We start from the raw sequence: 22,316 nt of genomic DNA, 5'->3' as shown, positions 1-22,316 counted from the left end.
TAGTGATTGATTCGCCGTTCCGTGCAGCAGGCCCGGGGCCGCTGCAAATACGAAATTAATTAGAGGCACCGCTTGCAACTCGCTGCCAACGCCCTTGACAGGTAGAGTTACCCCACTGTGTACCATCACACCTATCTTAATCTCTTTGGTGGCTCCTCGGCAAACCACTTGCAAACATTTCGCCGCTAGAACTCGGGTATTTTGTTGATTCAGTTTGCTGCGAGCCCAAATTCGCGGGCAACCGAGCAAGGCACCGAACAGAGTCACTCGGACCAAGAAAGACGGACAAGGAGGGGTTCAATTCCACAGGAGCCAACAAGAGACCGGCAGGTCGCCGGCGAGGCGGTATCCCCGTCCGACAACCTGCCTTGTGGCCCACAAACTACAAATTGCCCGTTGCGACAAACTCCACCAGTCGCACTAGCGACGGCGGTAAACGCCCAGACCCATCAGGGCGCCAAGGACAATCAGGCTCACCGTGGCGGGTTCGGGGACGCCAACCTGATTGAAGCTCAGGTTGTCGATCGCGTGACGTCCATTCAGCGGATCGTTCACGCCAGCGAAGACCAGGGTGTAGCTCTCACCGGGATTGCCCGTGAAGTTTGGTGTGACAGTCAAGACATCGGTGTCCGGATTGGTGAGCGTGACCTGCTCGCTCCACACCACCGATTCCGATGAGTCGGTGAGCGAAAGGTCCCAAACACTGGAATCCTCTGTTTCTGGGGTGTTGCCGAAGTCAAAGGAATTGAGCACCAACGAGTAACCTGGATCGGCGGCAAATCCAATCGAGTGGTAGTCGAAGTCGAGTTGGGCAATGCGGTTCGAACCGCCTTCGTTGTCCCAATCGCCACCACCTACTGACTGATTTTCAATCTCATCGAACCAACTGGATGTGTGGATGTCCCAACCGTTGCTGTTGGGGTCGCCGTTGTTGTTCTCACCGTCGACGTCCCAGGTCAACGCAATATTGGGGGTAGCTCCATTGGCAACGACAACACCGTTGGTGTCGGCGTCGGCATTCGAGCCATAGTCTTTCGGAATAGTGCCATTACTGCCACCAATCTGGCCAAAGCCAAGGATAGTAGCGTGGCTGTAGCTGGGCACTGCGAGCAGTGCTGCAAGTGCCCCCAAGAGTGTGATGTGTCGGATCATTAGTCTTCTAAACTCCCATGGTGTAGCGTTCAAAACTTAAGAATCAATGCGTTCCTCGCCGTACTTATCCCCCGACTGTTGCAACATGGTGTTTGCTGCTCCGTGCCAAGGTGACGTCTACGTCTGCCTCTCAATATCCCCTTTCCAGCTGGTGATTCTTGCGACGTCACTGTCCTGGTGAGTGCCTTGATTCACCAACTGGTGCAATGGACGAGTTGTAGTTTTCTCCGGATGTTGAATACCGAGTGGATGAGAACAAAGAACCTGCTTCGTACTGGTTCGAAAAGCCTTTCATAAGTTGCATCGTGGTAAGTGGGCTAGATCGCCCTTCGCTCCGCCCAAAGACGAAACGGCTGCCCATTGGCGATCTGCCCACTTACCAGTCTGCTTGTTAGCTACGAGCTGCCTTACACTTGCGACGCAGCAATATCACAGGCATAGCCGAGGCAAACACTATCAGGACGGTACTTGGCTCGGGGACACTGGCTGCAACGACGCCACCAAGTGCTCCAACCTGCTTGCCAAAGTTCGTCTTCCAGGTTGCGTAATCGTCCGCTGCTACGCTGTCGGGAGTTAAGTCGTTGGACAGGACATTGGTGCCCCCCAAGTTGTTACGCCATACGGCATAATCGGCCAGATCAACAATCCCGTCGTCGTTGTAGTCGCCGGCCACACCGGGGGCGACTCCCATGTATTCAACGCGTGCGTTGTATACTTCGCCTTGGCTGTTGGTCCACAGGAAGACAAGGTCTTCATGCCCCGAAATACCCTGGTAAGCATTGCCCAGGCTGATGGGACCGGTCCCGGCAGCGAACGTAGAGTTCAAGACGGGATTGGCGGTAAAGTAGGACTCGACCAGGCGACTGGAGTTACTACCCTCGGTGACCTCCCAACCATTCCCGCTGCCTGTGCCGAGCGGGAACGAGGCGTCGCCCCCCACCCCGTCGAAGTTCTCCGCGATCAACGCTCCGCCAGGACTCTCGATGGAGTAACCGTTCATCTGAATGTTCTCGGCACCAGCCAGATTGTTGGCCAGAGTCATTTCGCCGGTTGAACGATCCACCGTAAGCACCACATCGCTCGGCCCGTCGAGCAGCCGGAACTCATGACCACCGATGCGACTCGTGGAGGTCACGGCTCCGGATTCGTCCGTCTCGGTAATTCGCACGGCCACGTACTGACCAGAGTGGCTCCCCCCAAGAGTGTAGGGACGAATGGTGCTGTCGGAGATCCGATTGTCAGTCGACAGTAGATTGAAAGTCGCATCGGGATTGGTCGTGGGAACAACTCCGGCGAAGTCCACGTTGCTGAACCAAAAGTCAAATCTGCCTACCTTATCAGCCACGGCGTTATTGCCGGTCCGCTGAGCATAGGCAAACCAATTGGCGGTTACCGGACTGCCATAGTCCATGAATACCACCGCTGAGTCGACTTCGCCTGGAGTTTCTCCACCGATCGCGTACTGCCCTTTGAATCCATTGGGAAACAACTCGGCGTCCGTATAGTTGGTGGAGAACAGGTCGTACACGATTTGTCCTGTCTCGTCCAATATATCGTCGTCGAACCACTGATCGGGGCCCGCGGTCTCACTCTCATTCTGCTGTCCTTCAGGGATCGAGGTCGTGGGAGTCGAACCGACCACGCTGAAGTTTTGCAGCGTTGCTTGGGCATGGGATCGCGTAGCGACAGCCATCGCGACGACCGTCACCAGCACGGCTAAGGTCGCACGGTAACGGCGGCTCACCAAAAGTGCCATGCCACCCAGTGCGACGAGCGCTATGGAAGAAGGTTCAGGAACCTGGGTCGTGCCAAACAGGTTGCTTGCCCCGCCAGCGAGTTCGACGAACAACTTATAGTCGAACAGGTCGCTATCGAAATCGCCATCCAGATCGCCGCCCAGGTAGGCCTCGATGGCCGTCATGCCGGTGTAGTCTTGCCCAAGGCCAGCACTAAACAAGTACCAGTCCTGGATATCGATGGACAAATCACCATTGTAGTCACCCCACGGAACGGGATCCCCCGAGTACTCGGGAAGCAAGGCCAGGAGCGTTCCGCTGGGGTCATAGATCGAGAAGCCAGCGTCCTCCCAGCCAGTGGGGGTAGTCCCATCGAGATGGAATTGAGGCAGCACGCTGAAGGCCTGGCCCAAGTTGAACTGCCCGCCAACGTTCAAGGAGACGCCGTCGTTCGTACCATTGGCACTGTCCTGCTCACGCAGCGAAGTCGTCGTCGCACTTACTTCCGACCAGGTGTCGTTCGGATCGCCGTTGGTACTAGCGATAGAGTTCCAACCCTCCGGGTTCAATGCGCCATTGGCCGACCGAATTTCGTAGTCGCTAAACGACAGCGCCTGATCTACCTGAATGTAAGCAATGCCCGCGTTGGGGCCACTGCGGTTGATCACCAACGACCCGATGGGGTTGGAAAGGTCGGGAATCTGATTGAAGCTTAAGTTGTCGATCGCGTGACGACCATTCAGCGGATCGTTGACGCCGGCAAATATCAGCGTGTAACTTTCGCCAAGCGTGCCAGTGAAGTTCGGCGAGACGGTCAGTACGTCGCTGTCGGGGTTGGTGAGCGTTACCTGCTGGCTCCAGACGACATTGTCCGCAGAGTCAGTGAGTGAGAGGTCCCAGACGCTGGTATCCATCGTTTCTTCGGTATTGCCAAAATCGAACGAGTTGAGCACCAAGGCAGCACCAGGATCGGCGGCGAAGCCGATCGAGTGGTAATCGAAGTCGAGTTGCCCGACGCGGTTCGAGCTGCCCTCGTTATCCCAATCGCCGCCGCCAATAGTCTGATTCTCGATGTCCACGAACCAACTGGACGTGTGAATATCCCAGCCATTGCTGTTGGGATTGCCATTGTTGTTCTCACCGTCGACGTCCCAATCCAGGACGATGTTCGGAGTCGTCCCATTGGTAACCACAAATCCGTTGCCGTCCGCCGTGGCACGTGACGCCAACGTCTTGGGCACGGCCGCGTTGCTGCCACCAAGTTGGCCAAAACCAACAACCGTGGCGTGACTAACGCCTGACATGGTAAGGACTGCTGCCAGGTAAAGTGCTCGGTGCTTCATCGAAAAAACTCCCAAAGAAGATGGCTCTATGTCACTTGTACGCTCGTCGCAGCTAGCGACGGGATGTTCAATCTGTAGCATTGCTCTGCGGTGTCACAACTGGTCCGAAGGTTATCGTGTTGCGATCTTGGGCTGCCCATCGTCATTGCGTGCTCCCATGCGACGATAGACTTCAGGATCGACGTCGAACTCGACGCCTGTGACCGAACCATCGCACATGGAAAAGAGGCATACTCCGGGATGGCTGCTGCCAAATATCTCGCGAGCGGCAAACTCGCCTACTTCAGCAACGACCTCGTCCAAGGTTTCATTTGACGAGCGTGGCAAATGCGTCGCTGCGCGGGGCACGCCAGTTTTCGACACTCCGACGTAATACGTCGAGCGCACCATATCATCTTGAAAACCTATGAACTGCGACCAGTCGTCCCCCTTGTAGAGACCGGTCTCGAAATCCGATGCAGGCACCCACTTTTCACCTAATGCAATTGTGTTGGTAAGACCATCGGTCACAGAACGCGACTTGATCGCATTTCCACAGAAAGAGACACCCGAGAAATCCTGAAGCGAGGGGGGGAACCCCGCCGGAAATGTCTCTCGTATGTAGTTGTCGGGCGTGACACTGCGACATCGACTGTTCCCGCTACGATCGTAGTCCACCTCGTCCCCGACGCTGACAGCATAGTCACTGCGTGCAGCCTGCGTATACGTGTAGTTCATCACGCCACCATCACCACTACCAGTTATGGCACTGCCACCGTGCGGATAGGGATAAGGACCGCCCTTACGACGCGAAGGACAGTTGGCAACACCGATCGGCGTTGCATCACGCTGTTGCAACTGGGCAATGCGAGTGGCCCCCGTGGAACCTTGCCCCATATCATGCAACGCCTGCTGCTCAATAAACGGCAAAGTCACAAAAAGCCATGAGCCGGGCTGCAACGCACCACTACCGCGATCGGGATCGGAACTCCAAGCCCCCGGCCACCCCGAGGCAGGCCATTTACCGAAGGTACTCTCGTGATTAATCATGCCCAGCGTAAGGTTCTTCAACTGCGAAGTGCATTGCGTCCGGCGTGCTGCTTCGCGGGCGGCCTGCACGGCCGGCAGGAGCAAGGCGACCAGAATGCCGATGATGGCGATCACCACCAACAGCTCGACTAGTGTGAACGCCGTATTCCGATAGCGATTACTGCTGCTGTGAGAACCGGAAGTGATCACCTCGACAAAGCTATTTGGTTGAGTTCCGCGAGAAAACTTGGATCCATCGCTCTTCATGGGGGGCCTTTCGCTACCCGTCTTTCCGGGCAAATCTGCTGGTATAGCTCGACCGCGTTGGGTTACGCGTCTGGCTGAAAGAGTCGTGCAATAGAGAAATCAGGCCGTAGCATTCGCCGACCGGTCAGCGACCGGGACGATTCGTTCAAGGCCTAGAAGGTTCGCCTCTCCGCTCATTCATCCAGAAACAGTTCCATGGTGTTTCCGAGTCCGAAGGCGGCACGCACCAACAGCTCGTCGAGCCTGCGCGGAAAGATCCACCTCATGCATTGAGGCTACCGAGGTCAACAATCGAGCCAGAGAAACTGGTCGTGGGCGTTGATTCCAAGACTACCGCGCTGTACGACTCGCGTTTGCTGGGCGGAGCCAAAATTCCGACCTCAAAGAAACGCCGTCTCACTAGATACATACCGGCGGAGCGGTTTTGGTTGCGCGGCAATTTCGAGAAGTTTTCCCTCCGCTCGTGGAAGACGTCCGAAAACGAGGTACGAAACCTCTGCTTTTTAGTACCAATTTTTCGCCATTCAACCAACAGGGACCGAGAGGGCAACTTTCATCCGAACCTACAATTCACGAAATATTCATATTTCCGCGCGACCCTACGGACGATCTCGGTATGACTAACTGAACGGGCAGGTTGGTGAGTGGTTATTGGTCGTGCTAGTCTGTGTGGCTCATCTGGGATCTGCGGTGGTAGCCGTTCGGTCTTCTACGGAGCATTGACGATTGGCCCATGACTGACAACGACGCAGAGCCTCCGCCCAGCAGGGATGTGTTTGTGCAGTCGCTCACCAACGCGCAGCTTGGATTGCTGCGATATATAACGGCCTTGGTGGGCGATCCCGAAGCTGCCAACAACATCTTGCAGAACACGAATCTGCTCCTATGGCAGAAGGCAGACGAATTCGAACCGGGTACGAATTTCGACGCCTGGGCGACCAAAATCGCCTATTGGCAAGTAAAGGCTTATTGCCGCGACCGCGGCCGCGACCGCCATGTATTTGGCGACACCCTGGTGGCGCAGTTGTCGGATCGAGTGGAGCAGATGGAAGATATTGACTGGACGGTGGGTTTGCTGCGAAAGTGCTTGAAGAAGCTGCAAAGCAAAGATCGTGAACTGATCGCTTTGCGTTACGACAACGACTTTTCCGTACAACAACTATCGTCCCGGTTGGGAAAGTCGCCTTCGGCGATTAAGGGCGCACTACTTCGGGCCAGAAGGGCCCTGAGGGCGTGCGTCGAACGGCAGATGGTGCAGGAGCCGTAGCCACAGGTGGTTTCGCACAGGCGTTATGGAATCACCAGTTCGGGAGATCCCCTTGAACAGTAGCAATCTGGCAGAATTGGAAAGGCTCGTATCCGAACTATACGACGATGGCTTGTCCGATGCGGACATGGCTCGCCTCGAGCAATTGCTGCTCGACAATCCAGAATTGCAGGATCGGTACTGCAGCTTGGTCGACACCCATGTCGCTCTCCGCGTTGCGGGCACATCCACGGTTGAATCGGATGAGCCCCGCACCACTCTTCCCGCCGGGGTGCCAGCGGCCCACGATCGTGTCGCGCGGCGACCGTCCCTTCCAGGTAGGCTTGACCGATTCCAGGTCAAAAGCTGGCATGCTGCGGCCGTGGCTGCGGCCTTGCTGGTGGCGGTATTCAGTTGGAATCAGTGGACGAATCCTCAGCGCCCTAGTGGACTGGATCACGCGCCTCCTCCTCACACAAACTTCTGGCAGTCGGGAGTGAATTCGCTGCCCACGATTACCCATGTCACCTGGGAAGGGCCCAGTTTCACGCCCGATTCCGACTATTGGCAACCAGTATCGGCCGTATCAGGCGGTGCGATATCCCTGCAGCAGACGCAGGGCGAGGCCGCCGATGGCTATCTGTTCAGCCTGCAGCCCGGCATGTCGGTAGAGTTGGTTGCCAGCTGCGACGCTACAGGGCAAAACAGCCTGTCGATCACGGAAATTACCTACAACACGAAGCCTTCCACCAAGAAACTGACTTTCCACAACAAGGGGGACAACGATCGCCCGAAGCCTCTGCACGCCAATCCGCACGCGAAGAATCGGCGGTATGGCGTCTTGGGGCGATGGTCGGAAGTCAACACGACGGACCGACCGAGGTATTTCTTGCTGACGGGTGTCCATAAGCTGGTTGACCTATACCCCGATGACCAGTGGCGCGTCAGCGAGATGGGAGTGTTGATGGAAACCAACTCGGTCATCCATGTGGGCTGGGACGATAGCGGCCCCGCTCCTCCTGAGCCAGGCAAGGCCTATGAGCAGGATCAAGACTACGACGATCTGGCGGCGTACCTCTTCTTTGCTCCGTTGGATGAGGACGTCCCCATCGGCACCGACAACTTCGAAGTGCTTTCCAGGCACCAGGTGTCCGACCTGACGATACCAACCGAAGGTGCAAATGGTCTGGACTTCGAACTTCCTTCCAACGGTATTGCGGTGGTGAAAGCCATCACCGACTGCAAAGACCCCAACGCCCTTGCCTTGGTTGACACAGCAACCGGTGAAATTCTGTGGGCCGCGGCTTCTGATGAACCAGGCAGGTCGTACTTGGGAACAACGGCCATTCGTAACACGTCCAAACAAACTAAGCGGTTGCGGCTAGTGGGCATGAACATCCCGCGAACCGATCCCACTAAGTGGATCCCCTCCACAATTCAGATCTCCTACTCCCAGCCGAATTTCTTTATCCTCGGTTTCGAAGACGCCATCAAAGACGACGACTTCAACGACATCCGTGCGACTTTACTCATCGAATCTCCTTCGTCGAAACAGACCGCAACCACCAGCAACCAGTAGCCGAACGCCGCTTGCCTCTTCCTAGGCTTTCAGCACCCGCTCGTCGGCGTGCTGCGTGATCTCCACCTTGGGCGGACGAACCACTGACGGCGAAGCCGCCGCCCCAGCCTGCTCGGGCTTTCCCTTGGCGAATCGACTGCGGACGTCGAACAGCATGCTTAGCAGGACTGGTACGAGCAACATCGTGAACACAGTGGAAACCACCAGTCCCCCCACCACCACGGCGCCCAGCCCACGATAGAGTTCGCTGCCCGAACCGGGCATCAGCACCAGCGGCAACATCCCCCCGACGCTAGTCAGGGTACTCATGAGAATTGGTCGAACTCGACTCTCGACGCTCTGTGCAATGGCTTGCCGAGGCGTCAGGTGCGAGGTGTCGTCCCCTTCTTCGGAGCGCCCTTTCATGAAATTGATGGCTTGATAGACGATCAAGATGGCATTGTTCACCACCACACCGGCCAGGATCACAAACCCCAAGATGGTAAGCACATCCATATTCTGTACCGGCATGTACCTATCGACCATGCTCCAATGATGCACTGCCGCCAGACCAAGAAAACCACCCAGCGTGGCCAACGGTACGCTGACCATGATGACCAGCGGATAGGTCCAACTTTGGAACAGCACGACCATTAACAGGTAGACAATCAGGAAGGCCAGGAACAGCGAACTGCCCAGCGTACCGACAATGGTACCATCGCCTAGCAGCGCCTGCTTCAGCATCGCCAGCTGTCCCGCCGAGCCAGCAAGATTGACTTCGACCCCGGACGCAATCGCCCCCTGAGAGCGCAGCTCGGAAACGTAAGCGTTGACCGCGTCGACCGCCTGTTGCAGCGGCACTCCAGGAGGTGGCGTGAACTGCAGGGTGACCGCACGTTGCCGATCGACGTGCTTCACCTGATCGGGCTCGCGAACGCGGTCGATGCTGGCCACACTCTGAATGTCTAGCACATCGCCAGCCGGAGTGGAGATCGGGGTGTTTTCCAACGCTTGTGTGGGATCCTCCCCCAGCGCCTCTTGATTGATGATCTTCAGATCCTTCAACTCACCGCCGACATCGAATGCTCGGACAAGCAGAATGCCGTCGCCGCTAGCGGCCACAGCCAGTCCCAAATCGCGACGGGTCATGCCCACGTCGCGCAGCCGCTCGTCGTCGGGAGTGATACGAATCTCAGGGGTCGGCAGCAGGAAGTTCGCCGGCTCCGGAGTGACAGTCTGAGGACCGTAGTCAGTGGCCATTTTCATGAACAGGGCCGCCGAGGCATTCGTCACCGCGGTCAGGTCATCGCCTACCACGTCCACCTTGATCGCCGAGCCGGTTGTACCACCTGTTCGAAACAGCGGAAGCTGGAAGGCGAAGTTGATCACATCGGGTGCGTCCTCACCATCCACGGCCTTATTCATCAGCGGCAGTGCGTCCACCACCCGCTTTTTATCCTGCGAGATTCCTACCTGGAACACGCGCCCATCGAAGGCGACGAGAAAGTAGTGGTCGAGTGGCGGGGGAAGAACTTCCTGGTCCGAGCCGGGCATAACAGGCACCGGTGTACGGCGATCGACTTGATCCCAAGGGCCCCCTCGCTCAGCCGCTTCGGCGCCAAACTTGTCTCCGGCAGCTTCCCACGCCGGCTTGATCTGTTCTTCCATCCGCTCGCCGATCTCTGACAGCTGATCAACGTTGTAACCTGGTGGTGGAATCAGCAGACCAAAGACGATATTACGGTTCCCCTGGGGCAGATAGTCGAGCGGCGGCGTAAGTAGCCAAATGCCGATCACGGTCGCAATGCCAAACACGCCAACCACAGCCAGGCGTGTGAACCAACTGCCGGTCAGGGTGTATACCAGCCGACCCACCATCGCGGGCACGTCGGTTACGGCGTTCAGCATGGCCAGGAACTTTGCCCAGTATTTGTTTCTGCGTGTCCCCGGCGGCTTGGGGGTCTTCTTCTTGGGCGAAGTAAGCAACAACCCCGCGGCAGATGGAATGACCGTGATCGAGACGATGAAACTCACGCCAACCGCCGCCATGATCGCCAGGGCGATGTCGCGAAAGAGTTGCCCCGCCTGCTCTTCGATGAGCAAAATTGGGATGAACACCACCAGCGTGGTGAGCGTCGAAGCGAGCACCGCGCTGGCAACTTCGGAGGTGCCTTCGAAGGCCGCCTGCCTCGGAGGCTTGCCCATTTGTAGATGACGAAAGATGTTCTCGATAACCACGATGGCATTGTCGACCACCATACCAACGGCGAACGCCATACCGGCAAGCGAAATGATGTTCATCGTTCGCCCCAGGGCCACCAGCACCACCACAGCAACCACCGTCGAGATGGGAATGGCGATCGCAATCACACCAATGGTTCGTAACGAGCGAAGGAAGAACAACAACGTCGCCACGGCCAACAGACCGCCAACGACGATATTACTCTTCACCAACTCGATGGCATCCTTCACATAGGTGGTCGAATCGTACGTCTGCACCAGCTCAAGAGTGCCGTTGATACCCAACTGCTGAGCCTGTTGCTCGAGCACCCCGCCAGGAGAATTCAGTTCCTCCACTTCCTCCTGAATGGCGGTCATGGTCTCCAGCAGGTTACCGCCGTTGGCAAGCTGAAAGTTGAAGAACGGCATCGTCTGCCCACGGGCCCGCACCCACTCGGTGAGTTCCTTGTGAGTTGGCACAACCTCAGCCACATCTCGGATATAGATCGGCCGGCCTTCCTCGCGGCGAATCACGATCCCCGACACCCACTCGGCATCGCGAAACCGGCCAATCGATCGAACCCGGATATCGCTCTTTCCATCAGGCAGCTTTCCACCCGAGAAATTGCCGTTATTGGCCTCCAGTGATTCGACCAACTCCGCGTAGGTAACCCCCCGTTGCGCCAGGCGCAGTGGGTCAACGCGAACCTGCACCTCGGCCTCACGAGCTCCTCGGATACCGACTTGCGAGATGCCACTGATCCGCTCGAAACGAGGCTTCAGTCGTCGCTCCATGAAGTCGTAGAGCGTCGTGGCATCGAAGTTGGGGTCCGTCGACGCCAACCCTATCCAGGAGATGTAGTCGACCGATTCGGGGTCGTAGTCTTCGATGTTCGGTTCGTCGACCGCATCGGGATAACTCGGCACTTCCGAGAGCTTCTGATCCACTTCGGCCATGGCCGCATCGATATCGGTGCCAGTCTGGAATTCCAGGCGGATCTGCCCCCTGCCCGGCTGGCTGATACTGGTCATCGAGATCAAGCCCGACAGGTCGCCCAGGCGGCGTTCCTGCAGCTCAATGACATCGCTTTCGATCTCCTGAGCCGACGCATTCTCCCAGGCGGTGGACACCGAGATGACGACCGATTCGACTTCGGGCGTCATGCGAATTGGTACCCGAGTGAAGGCAAGCACACCGGCCAGCACTGACAGGATGACTCCCACGGCCACCGTGATCGGTTGCTTGACTGCAAGCGCAACAATATTCATGGCATTGCCTCTCTGGTAACGCCTGGACGTATTTTGGGGTGAACTAGAAGGTTTTCGGGCCAGCGACCTAGCGTTCGCGCGAGGCCACCTTTTCTTCGTGGCCAGGCCGCTCGGGCTGTTGCATCGTCACCACGATGGCCGAGCCGGGCATCAGCCGCTCGTTGCCTTCGACGACAACACGGTCGCCATCGGACAAAGGACCATCCGCTATGGCCACAGAACTGCCGGTTTCGAAAGCCACCACAACGGGAGTTTGTACCGCCACGGTTCCCGATGGTTGATCAACCGCCTTGTATACGTAGGCTTCGCGACCGTTGCGAATCACGGCATCCTTAGGGACGGTAATTCGCCGCTCGAGCTTACCAACCGGCAACCACACATTGACGGACATGCCTGGCACCAGTTGTCCAGAACGATCGTCGAGCGTCAGCACCAGGGGAAATGTCCGAGTCCGAGAATCCACGTCAGACACTCGCTTGGCAGCAAGGGCAGTGACCGGTTCCTGCAAGCCTTCCGCCTTTACTTCAAGCGGCTGACTGGAGATCGACTGCGAGTATCGCTCGGGCACGTGCAGCCAAGCTTCGATCTCACCAGTGGAAACCAGTGTTACGAAGGGCTCGCCCGGAAGAATCCACTCGCCAGGTTCTGCGTGGCGAGTCACCACGTGGCCGCCGTAAGGAGCCCGAACCACCATGTCGGCAAGACGGACATCGATCAATTCCAGCTGGCTCTTCGCTTCGGCGACCCGACGCACTTCTGTGGTCAGGCTTGCCTCGGCCACCGCTGCGTCCGTCTCGCGGTGCTGGAACTCTTCCACCGAAATAGCATGGGTCGAAACCAGACCGCGTGATCGATCCAGATCGCGCTGTGCTTGTTGCATTTCGAGCTTGCGCTGCGCGACGCGTGCTTCGGCCGTTTGTAGCGCGGCCGCCAGTTCGGAACGTTGAGCGGCCAGCCGCCGATCGTCCAAACGGGCAATCACATCACCTTCGCGAACTTCGGCACCTTCACGAACCGTCACTTCGACGATGCGACCTTCTTCGAGCGCGGAGACATCACCGCGTGCAACCGCTCTCAAACTGCCAGTTACCCGGTGATGATTCTGGATCTCCCGACCCTCCACCCGAACCGCCCGTACCGAGCTAGGTGGCTGCTGGGCGGCGGCCAGCGAAGCCGCCGATGCGAGAACTAGCAGGCTTAAAAATGCGGGGCGTATCATAGAGGTAGTTCCTAGCGGAATAGACCAGTCGTCTAGTTAATTTCACAAAAAAAAGGATGGGCGCAGAGCCCTCCTCACTTCAGCAGGACTTCGAATGCATAGTGCAGGAAGTTGTCGACTGGCTTCAGCTCATTGTCGATCTCCACCCGAATCATCGCACCTTGAAACGACACCGTCAGGAAGTCGGACAGCGATTCAGCGTCGAGGTTCGCATCTATCTCTCCTTCGCTCTGTGCCTCGCGAAGGACCTGGGCGGTCAGGGCCCTGAACTGGTCGTATCCAGATCGGATGGCCACTCGCATCAAGTCACTAAGAGCGGCCTGCTCCAAGGCCAGCTTGCACATGACGCACTCCGAGCGAACATTTCCCTCGACAATATCCGCTCGCACTTCTTGAAAGAGCCCCTGCAAACGCGCCAACGGGGCCAGATTTCGGTTCGAATAATGCTCCCGCAGTCGCTTGCATTTGTCGGCGGTGGCCTTTTCCACAACCGCGATGCCCAACTGCTCCTTCGATTTGAAGAAGTGATAAAAAGACCCCTTCGGTACGCCAGCTGAACTTAAGATCTCATTCAGCCCAACACCGTTGTAGCTCTTTTCGATCATCGCCCGCGTCGCGGCCTCGATGATTCGTTGGCGGGTGTCGATGGTGGTGGTAGTGGTGGTCATGACCGAGGGGACTTTAATAGGTTCTGAGTGGGGCTGGTAGGGCAAAGTGTACATGCCACTCCAGAACGCAATTATTAGACCAGTCGTCTCGGAAGTACAGGCCATTCCCCAAAGAAATCCACAAGTCACTTCCACCAAAGGACTTACGAACTCCTACCAGCCCCCAGCAGATGCTGGCATCCACCTGATGCGGGCGTTCTGGCATCTCAGGATGGGACAAGCAATCTCAATTCGGACTTACGTAGCAGAAGATCTGGTACTCGAAGGGGGATTCCAACCGACCAGCGGACATCGATCGGCGCGAGATGAGTTGGAGTCGCCTTGCTCAGCATCCAGCAGCACCGCGGCAGGAGGCCTCCTTAGCTAGCAGCCGACCAACACAGGCTGCCCTGGTGTGCCGTGCGGTAACTGGCGTGCCGTGCGGTAAGCGGTCGGGGAGGGATTCGAACCCCCGGTACTCTTTCGAGCACGCCGGTTTTCAAGACCGGTGCATTCAACCAGACTCTGCCACCCGACCGAACCGCTAATTTGCAGGCATTTCTGCCGACTTGCCCGCCTGTTTGCCGGGCGGCTAAATACCGCGCACGGTGAAAGCGGTATTAAACAGTGCCCTGCCCGACCTGGAACACCGGGCAAGTCGACACCGACTGGATCCTAAAGCAAAGGAATCGATGCCGTGGACAATTCTAGCTTATCCCCCGCTCACGCAAAACCTCGGTGGGCAAGCACAAGGTTTCCCGCAAGCCGAACAAGGACTTTCCTCTTGCCCCGGCCAGCAATGATGCATGGACAAAGAAAACACGGGGCAAGGTTCGTTACTGCGGCACGTGGGGCAAAGTTGTTGACGGAAAGATGGAAGTCCTGCCCGGCGATGAGTGGTGGAAGCCCGCTTCAGCCCTTTACGACGCTCTTAAGGACGACCTGCAGGTTGGGCGTGAACCAAGCACACCCACGAACACCGAACTGCCAACCTTCGACTCCGACTACGCGTCTCTTGAGGAGTGCGGCTACGACCAATATTGCCAGGTCGTACTTTCAACACGCACCGGGGCATTCGCCCAGCCTTCTGGTTGGCGACGCTACGTTCTTGTTCGGATAGTAGTGGATTAAGGTACTAGTCGAACGCGCCACGCGATTGCATCACCTGCATTCAGCGCGCGATCGCGTAGGCATCTTATTGTTCCGTGTTCTTGCCGTCGGTCGAGCATTCCATCACTGGGTGATGACTGTACGGCGAACATTCTGCTAGGACGGCACTGATTCTGCATCCAAGATATTTTTCACTTGGTTCGCAAGCTCGAGATAGTCTGGTCTGTCGGCGGCAGTTTGGTGCCGAAACGAACTCCAAATTTCGCCGCGATAGAGGAAGAAGACTCCCGGCATGCGAAATCCATCACCAGCTAACCGACCAACGGTGTGTCCTTGGGAGATTGCGCTGATCGCTCGAGGCCATAGCCTAGGTCCGAAGAGCTGCGATGCTGTTCCTCGCTTCAGTCCGAAAGCGCGATAGAAATCACACTGTACGTCGCAAAAGTAATGAACGCCACGAAGCTGGTAACGATCCAGCATGCTCTCGGCATCGTCCGGCAAACTCATGTGAACTAAAGCAATATTGAAACCGAGCTCTTCAATACGACTCCTGACTTGCCTGAGATCGTCCAGGGCTTCCCGGCAGAAACTGCAGCCAAAGTGCCGCAGAAAAACGATCATCAAAGGGCTTTCATTCGACAATTCCAGCAGCGTTTGGCCGTGGTGACTTGGAAAGAGTGCGATCGCGTCGTCCAACTCGTAGGGCTTTGCAAAGCTCGAATCCGAGTTCTTCTTCGCTGCCATGTAGAGAACATAGCCAAATGGAATCCACCAAATCAGGTCGTTGAACAAAATGATCCATCCCCAACTCCAAGGGAGGGCGTTATTCAATGCCGAATAGGCGAATCCCACCGGGCCCAGAATCTTGCCCAATAGACCCACGAAGACAAGGGCCCAGTGACGGCTCGGATTGCTCGAAGCAATCAAGTATCCGACTCCGTATACCCCTACGATCATCCCCAAGCACTGCCAAATCTCGGGGTAAGGCGGGCTCTCGAAGCCGAAGAGGCTGAAAGCCCAAGCTGGGAAGGCAATGACCGCGGCTCCCCAGAGGAGGTTGTAGGCACCTGCGACGACTAGGATGCTCCGGCTGGCAACATCGGTTCGATGCTCAGTTACGTCTGGTTCCATGTTTGTCGGTGTGTCCAACGGCTTAGATCTTTCGTCAGCAAACACTTTGGGAGTGCGAGCAACTCATCCCCGATGAACATCTCGATGTGGAGCAAAACGAGCCGTCGCACTGTCAACACTCTGGGTTTATAGCGGGTTCGGCAGATACGACAAGTCGCTGCTCGATTTTAGCGGATTTCGCCGTCGGCCCTACCTGAGATGCAGGCACGGCCTTTACATCCACCTGTGGGTGGCCGACGCCCCAGGTGGTTAGCCCTGTGTGCCGTTGTTCGAACCCCGAGAAATCCAACTTCCCGACATTTTCAAAATGCGAGTAGTGGACGACTTGCACGAACCCAACCAATCGAGTCATGTACGAAGTGGTAGCAACTTGAGCCAAGAGATCCGCGAGTACTCGGGTAGTGATCATGCCAGATACTCCGCTTTCGCTCCACCCGCTGGCTGTGATGACTTCCATGGCAGACTCGCTAGATATCTGGCACTGCTCAAGGCAGATGGAGGATTGATGCCCCGCACCACGCCAAACGCTTTCCCCCCAACCGCTCCTTTGGATGGTCGCCTCACAGGGCGAATGATCGTCCGCGTCCGTGACTGAGCCAGCACCGGAATCCTTCCGCCCGCTCTCTAGGGTCCCCTGCCCCCTGCGTACAGTGGGGCAGGTTCGCTAGCACGTTCGTGCTGGCCATCGTGGCCGCATGATGGTCGGCGGCCCACCAACTCGATCTATCGGTCGGCGGGAATCTCAGCGGTTTCCGATGGGAACTGCGGACTATCTAGACTAGCCAAATCGAGTCGGCTAACAAGAATGAAGGGGTAGGGACGCCCAGTTGGGAGTTGCCATTTGCCAATCTTGATGCTGCAGGCATCCCACGATCAAAGGAGAAGAGCCTACATAGCAGGTGTGCATTGATCTCACTGGTGCAACTATCGCCAACCATTGTGGTTCAGCACAATCAAGTACGATATCAGGCCTTGCCATGTGACAGGATAGTACGGCGTCGTGCCACTCGACGACGGAGTCAAAGGTCCGCAGCGCGGTTTCGTTCGAGGCGCATCAGCGAGCTCTCAGTGCTGCAGACTAGTGGTTCCGGGTGTCCATCATCCATCGACAAAATAGAAGCACAATGCAGACAAACGATCGAGTAACTGGCCGAATGGAATGCATGGAAGTGTGGGGGGGCAACTCTCCGATTGATCGATCTTTTGCGGTGTCGGGCCTGAAGCTTTGGCTGCGCAGCACTGCGCATGGCATGGGGGATAGCGGTGGAGATGTGTACTACATATCGTCTTGCGCATCGGGCCGCATCACGCGATTGCTGCTGGCCGACGTGAGTGGCCACGGTCCGGCCGTGGCCGAGATCGCAACAGGCTTGCGGGACTTGATGAGAAAAAACATCAACGTTATCAGCCAAACTGGCTTTGTTCGCGAGATGAACCGGGAGTTCTTCTCTGGCACCGACCCTGCGGTGTTCGCCACAGCGCTGGTTTGCACTTATTTTTCACCAACCCGCTCTCTTCAATTCTGCAATGCCGGACATCCCGTCGCGCTTCTGTATCGAGCGGACAAAGGTGCCTGGGAGTCGGCCGAACAACTTGTTCCCACCGCTCGAGGCGATGGTCTGGCCGACACGCCCTTGGGCGTGAGTGATCAGTCTGACTACTCGCGATTCGAAACAAGTTTGTCACCCGGCGACCTCGTTCTGTGTGTAAGCGACGCATACACCGAGGCGCTGACCCCGAACGGACAAGCGCTTGGCTCCCACGGACTTCACAAAATTGTGGAGGAGATCGATGTTTCCCAGCCGGATCGAATTCTCCCCGAAGTGATAGAGCAAGTCTCGAAACTCGACCAGGGAAATCTGCGGGACGACGACGCCACCGCATTGCTTTTTCAGGCCGATGGTTCTTCGCCCACTCTAGCTGCAAACCTGTTGGCACCTCTTCGTTTGCTCCGCCCACCGCGTGATTCCACATCCTTCAGCTAGATCTTCTTCGCTTGGCGAAAGTGCCAACTTCCCTATTATTTCGGAAGGGGAGCCGACTATCGAAAGAGAACTATTCCATGTCAAAGATGAAGATCTACTCCGAACCCGTCAAGCAGCAACACGTGTCGCATTGGGATCGGGATTACCTACCGACATCGCACCTTGATTCGGAGTGCCCGAGTTGTAGAGCCAGCGTTTCACCGGCACAACCCGCCTGCACCGAGTGTGGAGAACAGCTTTACGTCGAACATCCCGGCGCGTTTCGGAGAGATGCTCGAGCAGTGCAGTCGGAGGTGTTTCGAAAAGACAGTGCTGGACGTGATTAGTCCCACAACCAACTGCAACGTCTGGTCTCTCCATCGTCGCGCTACTTTAGCGCCATTGTTTACAGGTTGGTTCGAGGCGATTGAAAAGTAGAAGATCGATGTCCGATTCCTGGCTTGAGCAAACTCGAAGTTTATGGAACTTCACCGGCGACAAACGGCCAGATTTCGCCGTTCCACCGCAAGAGGGGCAGGAGTCTGTGTGGGACTATCCGCGCCCGCCAGCAATCGAGGCGGACGACCGCCTGGTGACGGTGGCAATCGAGGGAGTGGAGATTGCTCGCACGACACGGGCGATGCGTGTTCTGGAAACGGCGAGCCCGCCAACCTTCTACCTGCCTCGCTCTGACGTGCAATCTGAATATCTGCAACCGGCAAGCGGTACATCTTTCTGCGAATGGAAAGGTGAAGCTACCTACTGGTCTGTCGTCGTCCCCGAGCACCCACCGGGCCTCAAGGTTGCGTGGTCGTACGAACAGCCTTTCCCGCAGTTCGAAGCGATCAAAGGCTACTTGGCGTTCTACCCGTCGCGGGTTGACTGCTGCGTTGGCGGAATCCGAGTCCAACCGCAGGCGGGCGGTTTCTACGGTGGATGGGTCACGCCGGAAATCGTCGGCCCGTTCAAAGGGGAACCGGGTTCGCAGGGTTGGTGATGCAACACTACCCGCGGGCAGAATGCCGTCCGATTCCTTCATACAGTTGGAAGAGAATGCCAGTCGACTAGGGTCGTGCCACTTCGCGGTTGGCCCGCGGGTGTGGCTGGCACCGACTGCAGGCATAAACCGTTCGAGCAGCCAGTTCCCAGGAATGGACGCGCGCTCCGCAACTCGAGCAGTGCTGTTTCTTGTATATCAGCAGCCGTTCTTCCCGCCTCATCTTGCTGCGCGGTCGTCCGACCGCTTCAGGTTCGGCAACAATAATGCGGTTGTAACGCACACCGATCTGCAGCAAACGCTGCAGCTCACTCCAGAGGTCGTCGAACTGACCTCGACTCAGGTACTTGGCTGGCGTGGCTGGGTGGATGCGAAGCAGGAATAGGACTTCGCTGCGGTAGATGTTCCCCACTCCCGCAAGGATAGACTGATTTAGCAGCAACGAGCCAATTGCTGCTCGACTCGCCTGGACCTTCCGCCATGCGACAGTAGGGTCGCCGTCGTCTCGCAGTGGGTCTTCGCCTAGCCGGTTACGCAGAAGTCGCCACTCTTCGTGCGTCAGCAGTTCGCAGCGATTGGGGCCGTTCAAATCGAAGGACTTGCCCTCCCCGATGATGCGCAGGCGCACCTGCCCTCGGGGCTCCGGGGGTGGTGATCGATGATTCCGGAACCTGCCGTATAGCCCCAAGTGGATGTGGAGGAGTTGGCCGCCCGACCAGTGGTAGCAGAGGTGTTTGCCGTGAGCCTCGACACGCTCCAATGTTTCACCATTTATGCGGCGGGCACCAAGGACGAATCGTCCTTGCGGTGAGGTAACGATTAGCGATTGGCCGGCAAAGTCACGGTTGTGATCGCGGGCGATGCGGTGGATAGCATGTCCCTCTGGCATCTATTTAGCCTCCTGGCGGAGCTAATTCCATCTCCACATTCGTGAGCAAAAAAACGTTGCGGTGGACGCCTTGGTCCTCTGAGTCGGCGAACACCAAGAAGTCGATCGGCGGTCTCCTTCAACCTGCCAGCTGCTACTCAAATCTCACGCCTTGCGATTCTCGCTTCGGTCCCAGACCGCATCTGCCGGGGCTCGGAAATACGCCTTGGCCCGCGACTTGTCGATCCTAACTGCGTAACTATAGAACCACTGTTGGAACGAGAACACCCGCAACCACGAGACCAAGATGATAGCAAGCCCTTTGTCTGACTCGAATGGCCATCACACCGAGGCAGCACGACCGAAGGTCAAGAGAGTGGGCCACTCCAATCGGACCCATTTGCAATCTGACCTGACGGAAGCTAACCGACAAAGTATCGAGGCGGCTGTACGCACAATCCTGGAAGCGGTTGGAGAAGACCCCAACCGACCTGGCCTAATAGACACCCCTCGACGCGTGGCGAAGATGTATGCAGAGATGTTTGGGGGTCTGCAAAGCGATCCAGCCAGGCACCTGCGAGTCACTTTCCCAGAAGAGTACGACGAACTAGTGCTGGTGCGTGACATCTGGTTTAACAGCATGTGCGAGCACCACCTGCTACCCTTTAGTGGAGTTGCGCATGTCGGCTATCTACCCAACGGAAAAGTAACGGGGCTCAGCAAGTTGGCTCGAGTCGTCGAAGAAGTCTCACGGCGACCTCAGGTCCAAGAACGGATGACCCAGACAATTGCAGACCTAATCGAGTCCGAACTGCAAACTTCCGGTGTGGCGGTCGTCATCGAGGCAGAGCACTCGTGCATGTCGATTCGAGGAATTCGCAAACCTGGAAGTCTGACCGTCACCAGCGCCTTGCGTGGCGAATTTAAGAGCAACCAAGCCAGCCGATCCGAAGTGCTGTCACTCATCCAAGGTAGGTGAGGTGCACTCTCACCGACTCGAAAAAACATCATGATCATTCGCAAAGAATACAAGTTTTATGCCGCTCATCGGAACGAAGAGTTGGCAGACAAGTGTCGCAACCTGCATGGCCACCGGTACGGAGTGGTCTGCCACTTCGAAGTCGAGCGGAAGGGTTCAATCAGTACGCTCTTTGGCGACTTTGATGCCAAGGTAGCACCTTTATTGAAGACACAGTACGACCACGCTCTGTTGATCAATATAGAAGATCCGCTTTACAGGACTTTAGTGGACCACTGCGAGCGCACCGGTGAAACGCTGCGGTTGAAACGGTTTACACGTCCAACGAGCGTGGAGAATCTGGCGTTCATCTTATTTGGCGAAATTACCGAACTCGGCTTCCGGCTTCATCAACTCGAAATCCGCGAAACCGATTCGTCGGTCTGCGTCTACACTCGGGAAGACTGGGTGTCTGACAACCGGCACTTTGCCAATAAAGACAACGAGCTTCTACAGATAGAGGCAGTATCATGAATTGCCTGATTCTAGGTGCAACTGGTGCCGTTGGCTCCAGAGTGGCCCGTGGCCTCAGGAGCAAAGGCCACCAAGTCTTCTTAGCGGGCCGTACTGAACAGGACCTGGCCGAACTCAGTTCCGAGCTCGACAGCCCTTACTCCGTGGTAAATGCATCTGAGATAGAAGCAGTCGATCAGTGCGTTCAAGCTGCCCACACCAAACTAGGTGGTTTACAAGGCATCGTAAACTGCGTCGGATCCGTGTTGATCAAGCCAGCCAACATCACCACTGCCGAGGAATGGCACGACACGATTGGGAGCAACCTGACCTCTGCATTCGCAGTAGTGAAGTCAGCTGCCAACGTGATGAAGGATTCCGGTGGATCGGTGATACTATTCTCCTCGGCGGCGGCCGAGATCGGCCTGCCCAACCACGAGGCAATTGCCGCCGCGAAGGCCGGCGTTGCTGGCTTAGCTAGATCAGCAGCGGCCACTTATTGCTCGAAGGGAATCCGTTTCAACGTCATCGCACCAGGCCTTGTAAAGTCGAAGATGACGCAACAAATCTGGTCCAAGGAGCGATCTGCTGAGTACTCGCGGAAGATGCACGCCGTCGACAGGCTGGGAGAGCCAGAAGACATCGCTTCTGCCGTGCTATGGCTGATTGAGCCGGAGAATAGTTGGATAACAGGATCGGTCTTCAACATCGACGGCGGGCTGGCAAGCGTGCGTCGAGGGTAACCAAATCATATTACGAGCCCTAACTATTCCTAGATTTAGAGAAAGTGGAGGACTGTTATGCCAGACAATCAACACACAACAACTTGGCCAGACTTGGCTATCGGTTTGTACGATCGTTTAACTGGAAGAAACGCCGAGATCATCTATGATTTCGACGACATGCACTTCAAAGTCCCAAGCGGCGCTGGCAGCGATGCCGAACACGCCGAATGGGTCCTGTCTGGCACTCTCAAGGTGCGAACGACTGATCTCGGCTCAAGCCCAAACTGATTATGACCGGCCGGCTATGGGGACTGTGCATGGGCCGACCGGTCACGCTTGAATTCGAAGGACGTAAGATCGTTGTCCGTTTTGATGGGCTGACTTC

17 protein-coding genes and 1 tRNA gene are annotated in these 22,316 nt (G+C 56.8%); 9 read left to right on the top strand and 9 right to left on the bottom strand.

The annotated features are described in order from the left end of the window. Positions 1-420 precede the first annotated feature (420 nt). From NG895_RS09760 to NG895_RS09750, 3 genes are all read right to left on the bottom strand, one after another. Positions 421-1,152: a PEP-CTERM sorting domain-containing protein gene (locus NG895_RS09760; RefSeq protein WP_252852297.1), complete on the bottom strand. Its 732-nt coding sequence runs from the start codon at positions 1,150-1,152 to the stop codon at positions 421-423. 391 nt (positions 1,153-1,543) lie between these two features. Continuing rightward, entirely contained in the window at positions 1,544-4,231 is a 2,688-nt protein-coding gene (locus NG895_RS09755; protein ID WP_252852296.1) for a PEP-CTERM sorting domain-containing protein, read from the bottom strand. Positions 4,232-4,342: 111 nt separating this feature from the next. Continuing rightward, positions 4,343-5,449 (bottom strand): DUF1559 family PulG-like putative transporter, encoded by a 1,107-nt coding sequence (locus tag NG895_RS09750; RefSeq protein ID WP_425267220.1) that lies wholly within the window; start codon positions 5,447-5,449, stop codon positions 4,343-4,345. Between the two features lie 790 nt (positions 5,450-6,239). Between NG895_RS09750 and NG895_RS09745 the strand changes: the two genes are divergently transcribed. Together NG895_RS09745 and NG895_RS09740 are read left to right on the top strand one after the other, a co-directional pair. Next, positions 6,240-6,773 (top strand): sigma-70 family RNA polymerase sigma factor, encoded by a 534-nt coding sequence (locus NG895_RS09745; protein WP_252852294.1) that lies wholly within the window; start codon positions 6,240-6,242, stop codon positions 6,771-6,773. A 52-nt stretch (positions 6,774-6,825) separates the two neighbouring features. Beyond that, entirely contained in the window at positions 6,826-8,331 is a 1,506-nt protein-coding gene (locus tag NG895_RS09740; RefSeq protein WP_252852293.1) for a hypothetical protein, read from the top strand. 21 nt (positions 8,332-8,352) lie between these two features. Here NG895_RS09740 and NG895_RS09735 read toward each other — a convergent pair whose 3' ends face one another. From NG895_RS09735 to NG895_RS09720, 4 genes are all read right to left on the bottom strand, one after another. Continuing rightward, positions 8,353-11,799: an efflux RND transporter permease subunit gene (locus tag NG895_RS09735; RefSeq protein ID WP_252852292.1), complete on the bottom strand. Its 3,447-nt coding sequence runs from the start codon at positions 11,797-11,799 to the stop codon at positions 8,353-8,355. 67 nt (positions 11,800-11,866) lie between these two features. Next, positions 11,867-13,018 (bottom strand): efflux RND transporter periplasmic adaptor subunit, encoded by a 1,152-nt coding sequence (locus tag NG895_RS09730; RefSeq protein ID WP_252852291.1) that lies wholly within the window; start codon positions 13,016-13,018, stop codon positions 11,867-11,869. A gap of 74 nt (positions 13,019-13,092) precedes the next feature. Then, the gene (locus NG895_RS09725) at positions 13,093-13,686 is read right to left on the bottom strand and encodes a TetR/AcrR family transcriptional regulator (RefSeq protein ID WP_252852290.1); all 594 of its coding nucleotides are present in this window, start codon (positions 13,684-13,686) and stop codon (positions 13,093-13,095) included. 428 nt (positions 13,687-14,114) lie between these two features. After that, a tRNA-Ser gene (locus NG895_RS09720) sits at positions 14,115-14,203 on the bottom strand. Positions 14,204-14,403: 200 nt separating this feature from the next. Here NG895_RS09720 and NG895_RS09715 point away from each other — a divergent pair. After that, the gene (locus NG895_RS09715) at positions 14,404-14,796 is read left to right on the top strand and encodes a hypothetical protein (protein WP_252852289.1); all 393 of its coding nucleotides are present in this window, start codon (positions 14,404-14,406) and stop codon (positions 14,794-14,796) included. Positions 14,797-14,931: 135 nt separating this feature from the next. Here the strand turns inward: NG895_RS09715 and NG895_RS09710 are convergent, their stop codons facing one another. Further along, positions 14,932-15,906 (bottom strand): SelL-related redox protein, encoded by a 975-nt coding sequence (locus NG895_RS09710; RefSeq protein ID WP_252852288.1) that lies wholly within the window; start codon positions 15,904-15,906, stop codon positions 14,932-14,934. A 1,154-nt stretch (positions 15,907-17,060) separates the two neighbouring features. Here NG895_RS09710 and NG895_RS09705 point away from each other — a divergent pair. Next, positions 17,061-17,891: a PP2C family protein-serine/threonine phosphatase gene (locus NG895_RS09705; protein ID WP_252852287.1), complete on the top strand. Its 831-nt coding sequence runs from the start codon at positions 17,061-17,063 to the stop codon at positions 17,889-17,891. A 424-nt stretch (positions 17,892-18,315) separates the two neighbouring features. After that, positions 18,316-18,867, top strand: a complete 552-nt coding sequence (locus NG895_RS09700) for a DUF427 domain-containing protein (RefSeq protein ID WP_252852286.1) — start codon at positions 18,316-18,318, stop codon at positions 18,865-18,867. A gap of 67 nt (positions 18,868-18,934) precedes the next feature. Here NG895_RS09700 and NG895_RS09695 read toward each other — a convergent pair whose 3' ends face one another. Beyond that, complete coding sequence (locus tag NG895_RS09695; protein ID WP_252852285.1) at positions 18,935-19,756, bottom strand: Fpg/Nei family DNA glycosylase; 822 nt, start codon at positions 19,754-19,756, stop codon at positions 18,935-18,937. A 355-nt stretch (positions 19,757-20,111) separates the two neighbouring features. On the opposite strand from NG895_RS09695, the gene folE reads away from it, so the two are divergent. Genes folE through NG895_RS09675 form a run of 4 tightly spaced genes read left to right on the top strand, consistent with a single transcriptional unit; the run spans position 20,112 to position 22,219 of the window. Continuing rightward, complete coding sequence (folE, locus tag NG895_RS09690) at positions 20,112-20,714, top strand: GTP cyclohydrolase I FolE (protein ID WP_252852752.1); 603 nt, start codon at positions 20,112-20,114, stop codon at positions 20,712-20,714. A gap of 30 nt (positions 20,715-20,744) precedes the next feature. Next, positions 20,745-21,227 carry a 6-pyruvoyl trahydropterin synthase family protein gene (locus NG895_RS09685; protein WP_252852284.1) on the top strand — a complete coding sequence of 161 codons (483 nt, stop codon included), beginning with the start codon at positions 20,745-20,747 and terminating at the stop codon, positions 21,225-21,227. Beyond that, positions 21,224-21,949, top strand: coding sequence for an SDR family NAD(P)-dependent oxidoreductase (locus tag NG895_RS09680; RefSeq protein ID WP_252852283.1), 726 nt, complete (start codon positions 21,224-21,226; stop codon positions 21,947-21,949). The genes NG895_RS09685 and NG895_RS09680 overlap by 4 nt, the downstream gene beginning before the upstream one ends. A gap of 57 nt (positions 21,950-22,006) precedes the next feature. Beyond that, a complete protein-coding gene (locus NG895_RS09675) occupies positions 22,007-22,219 on the top strand; it encodes a hypothetical protein (protein ID WP_252852282.1) in 213 nt (70 codons plus the stop codon). The last annotated feature ends 97 nt before the right edge of the window (positions 22,220-22,316 follow it).

This window comes from Aeoliella straminimaris, from assembly GCF_024054565.1.
GTDB lineage: Bacteria > Planctomycetota > Planctomycetia > Pirellulales > Lacipirellulaceae > Aeoliella > Aeoliella straminimaris.
This window is presented reverse-complemented; position numbering and strand designations above follow the sequence as displayed.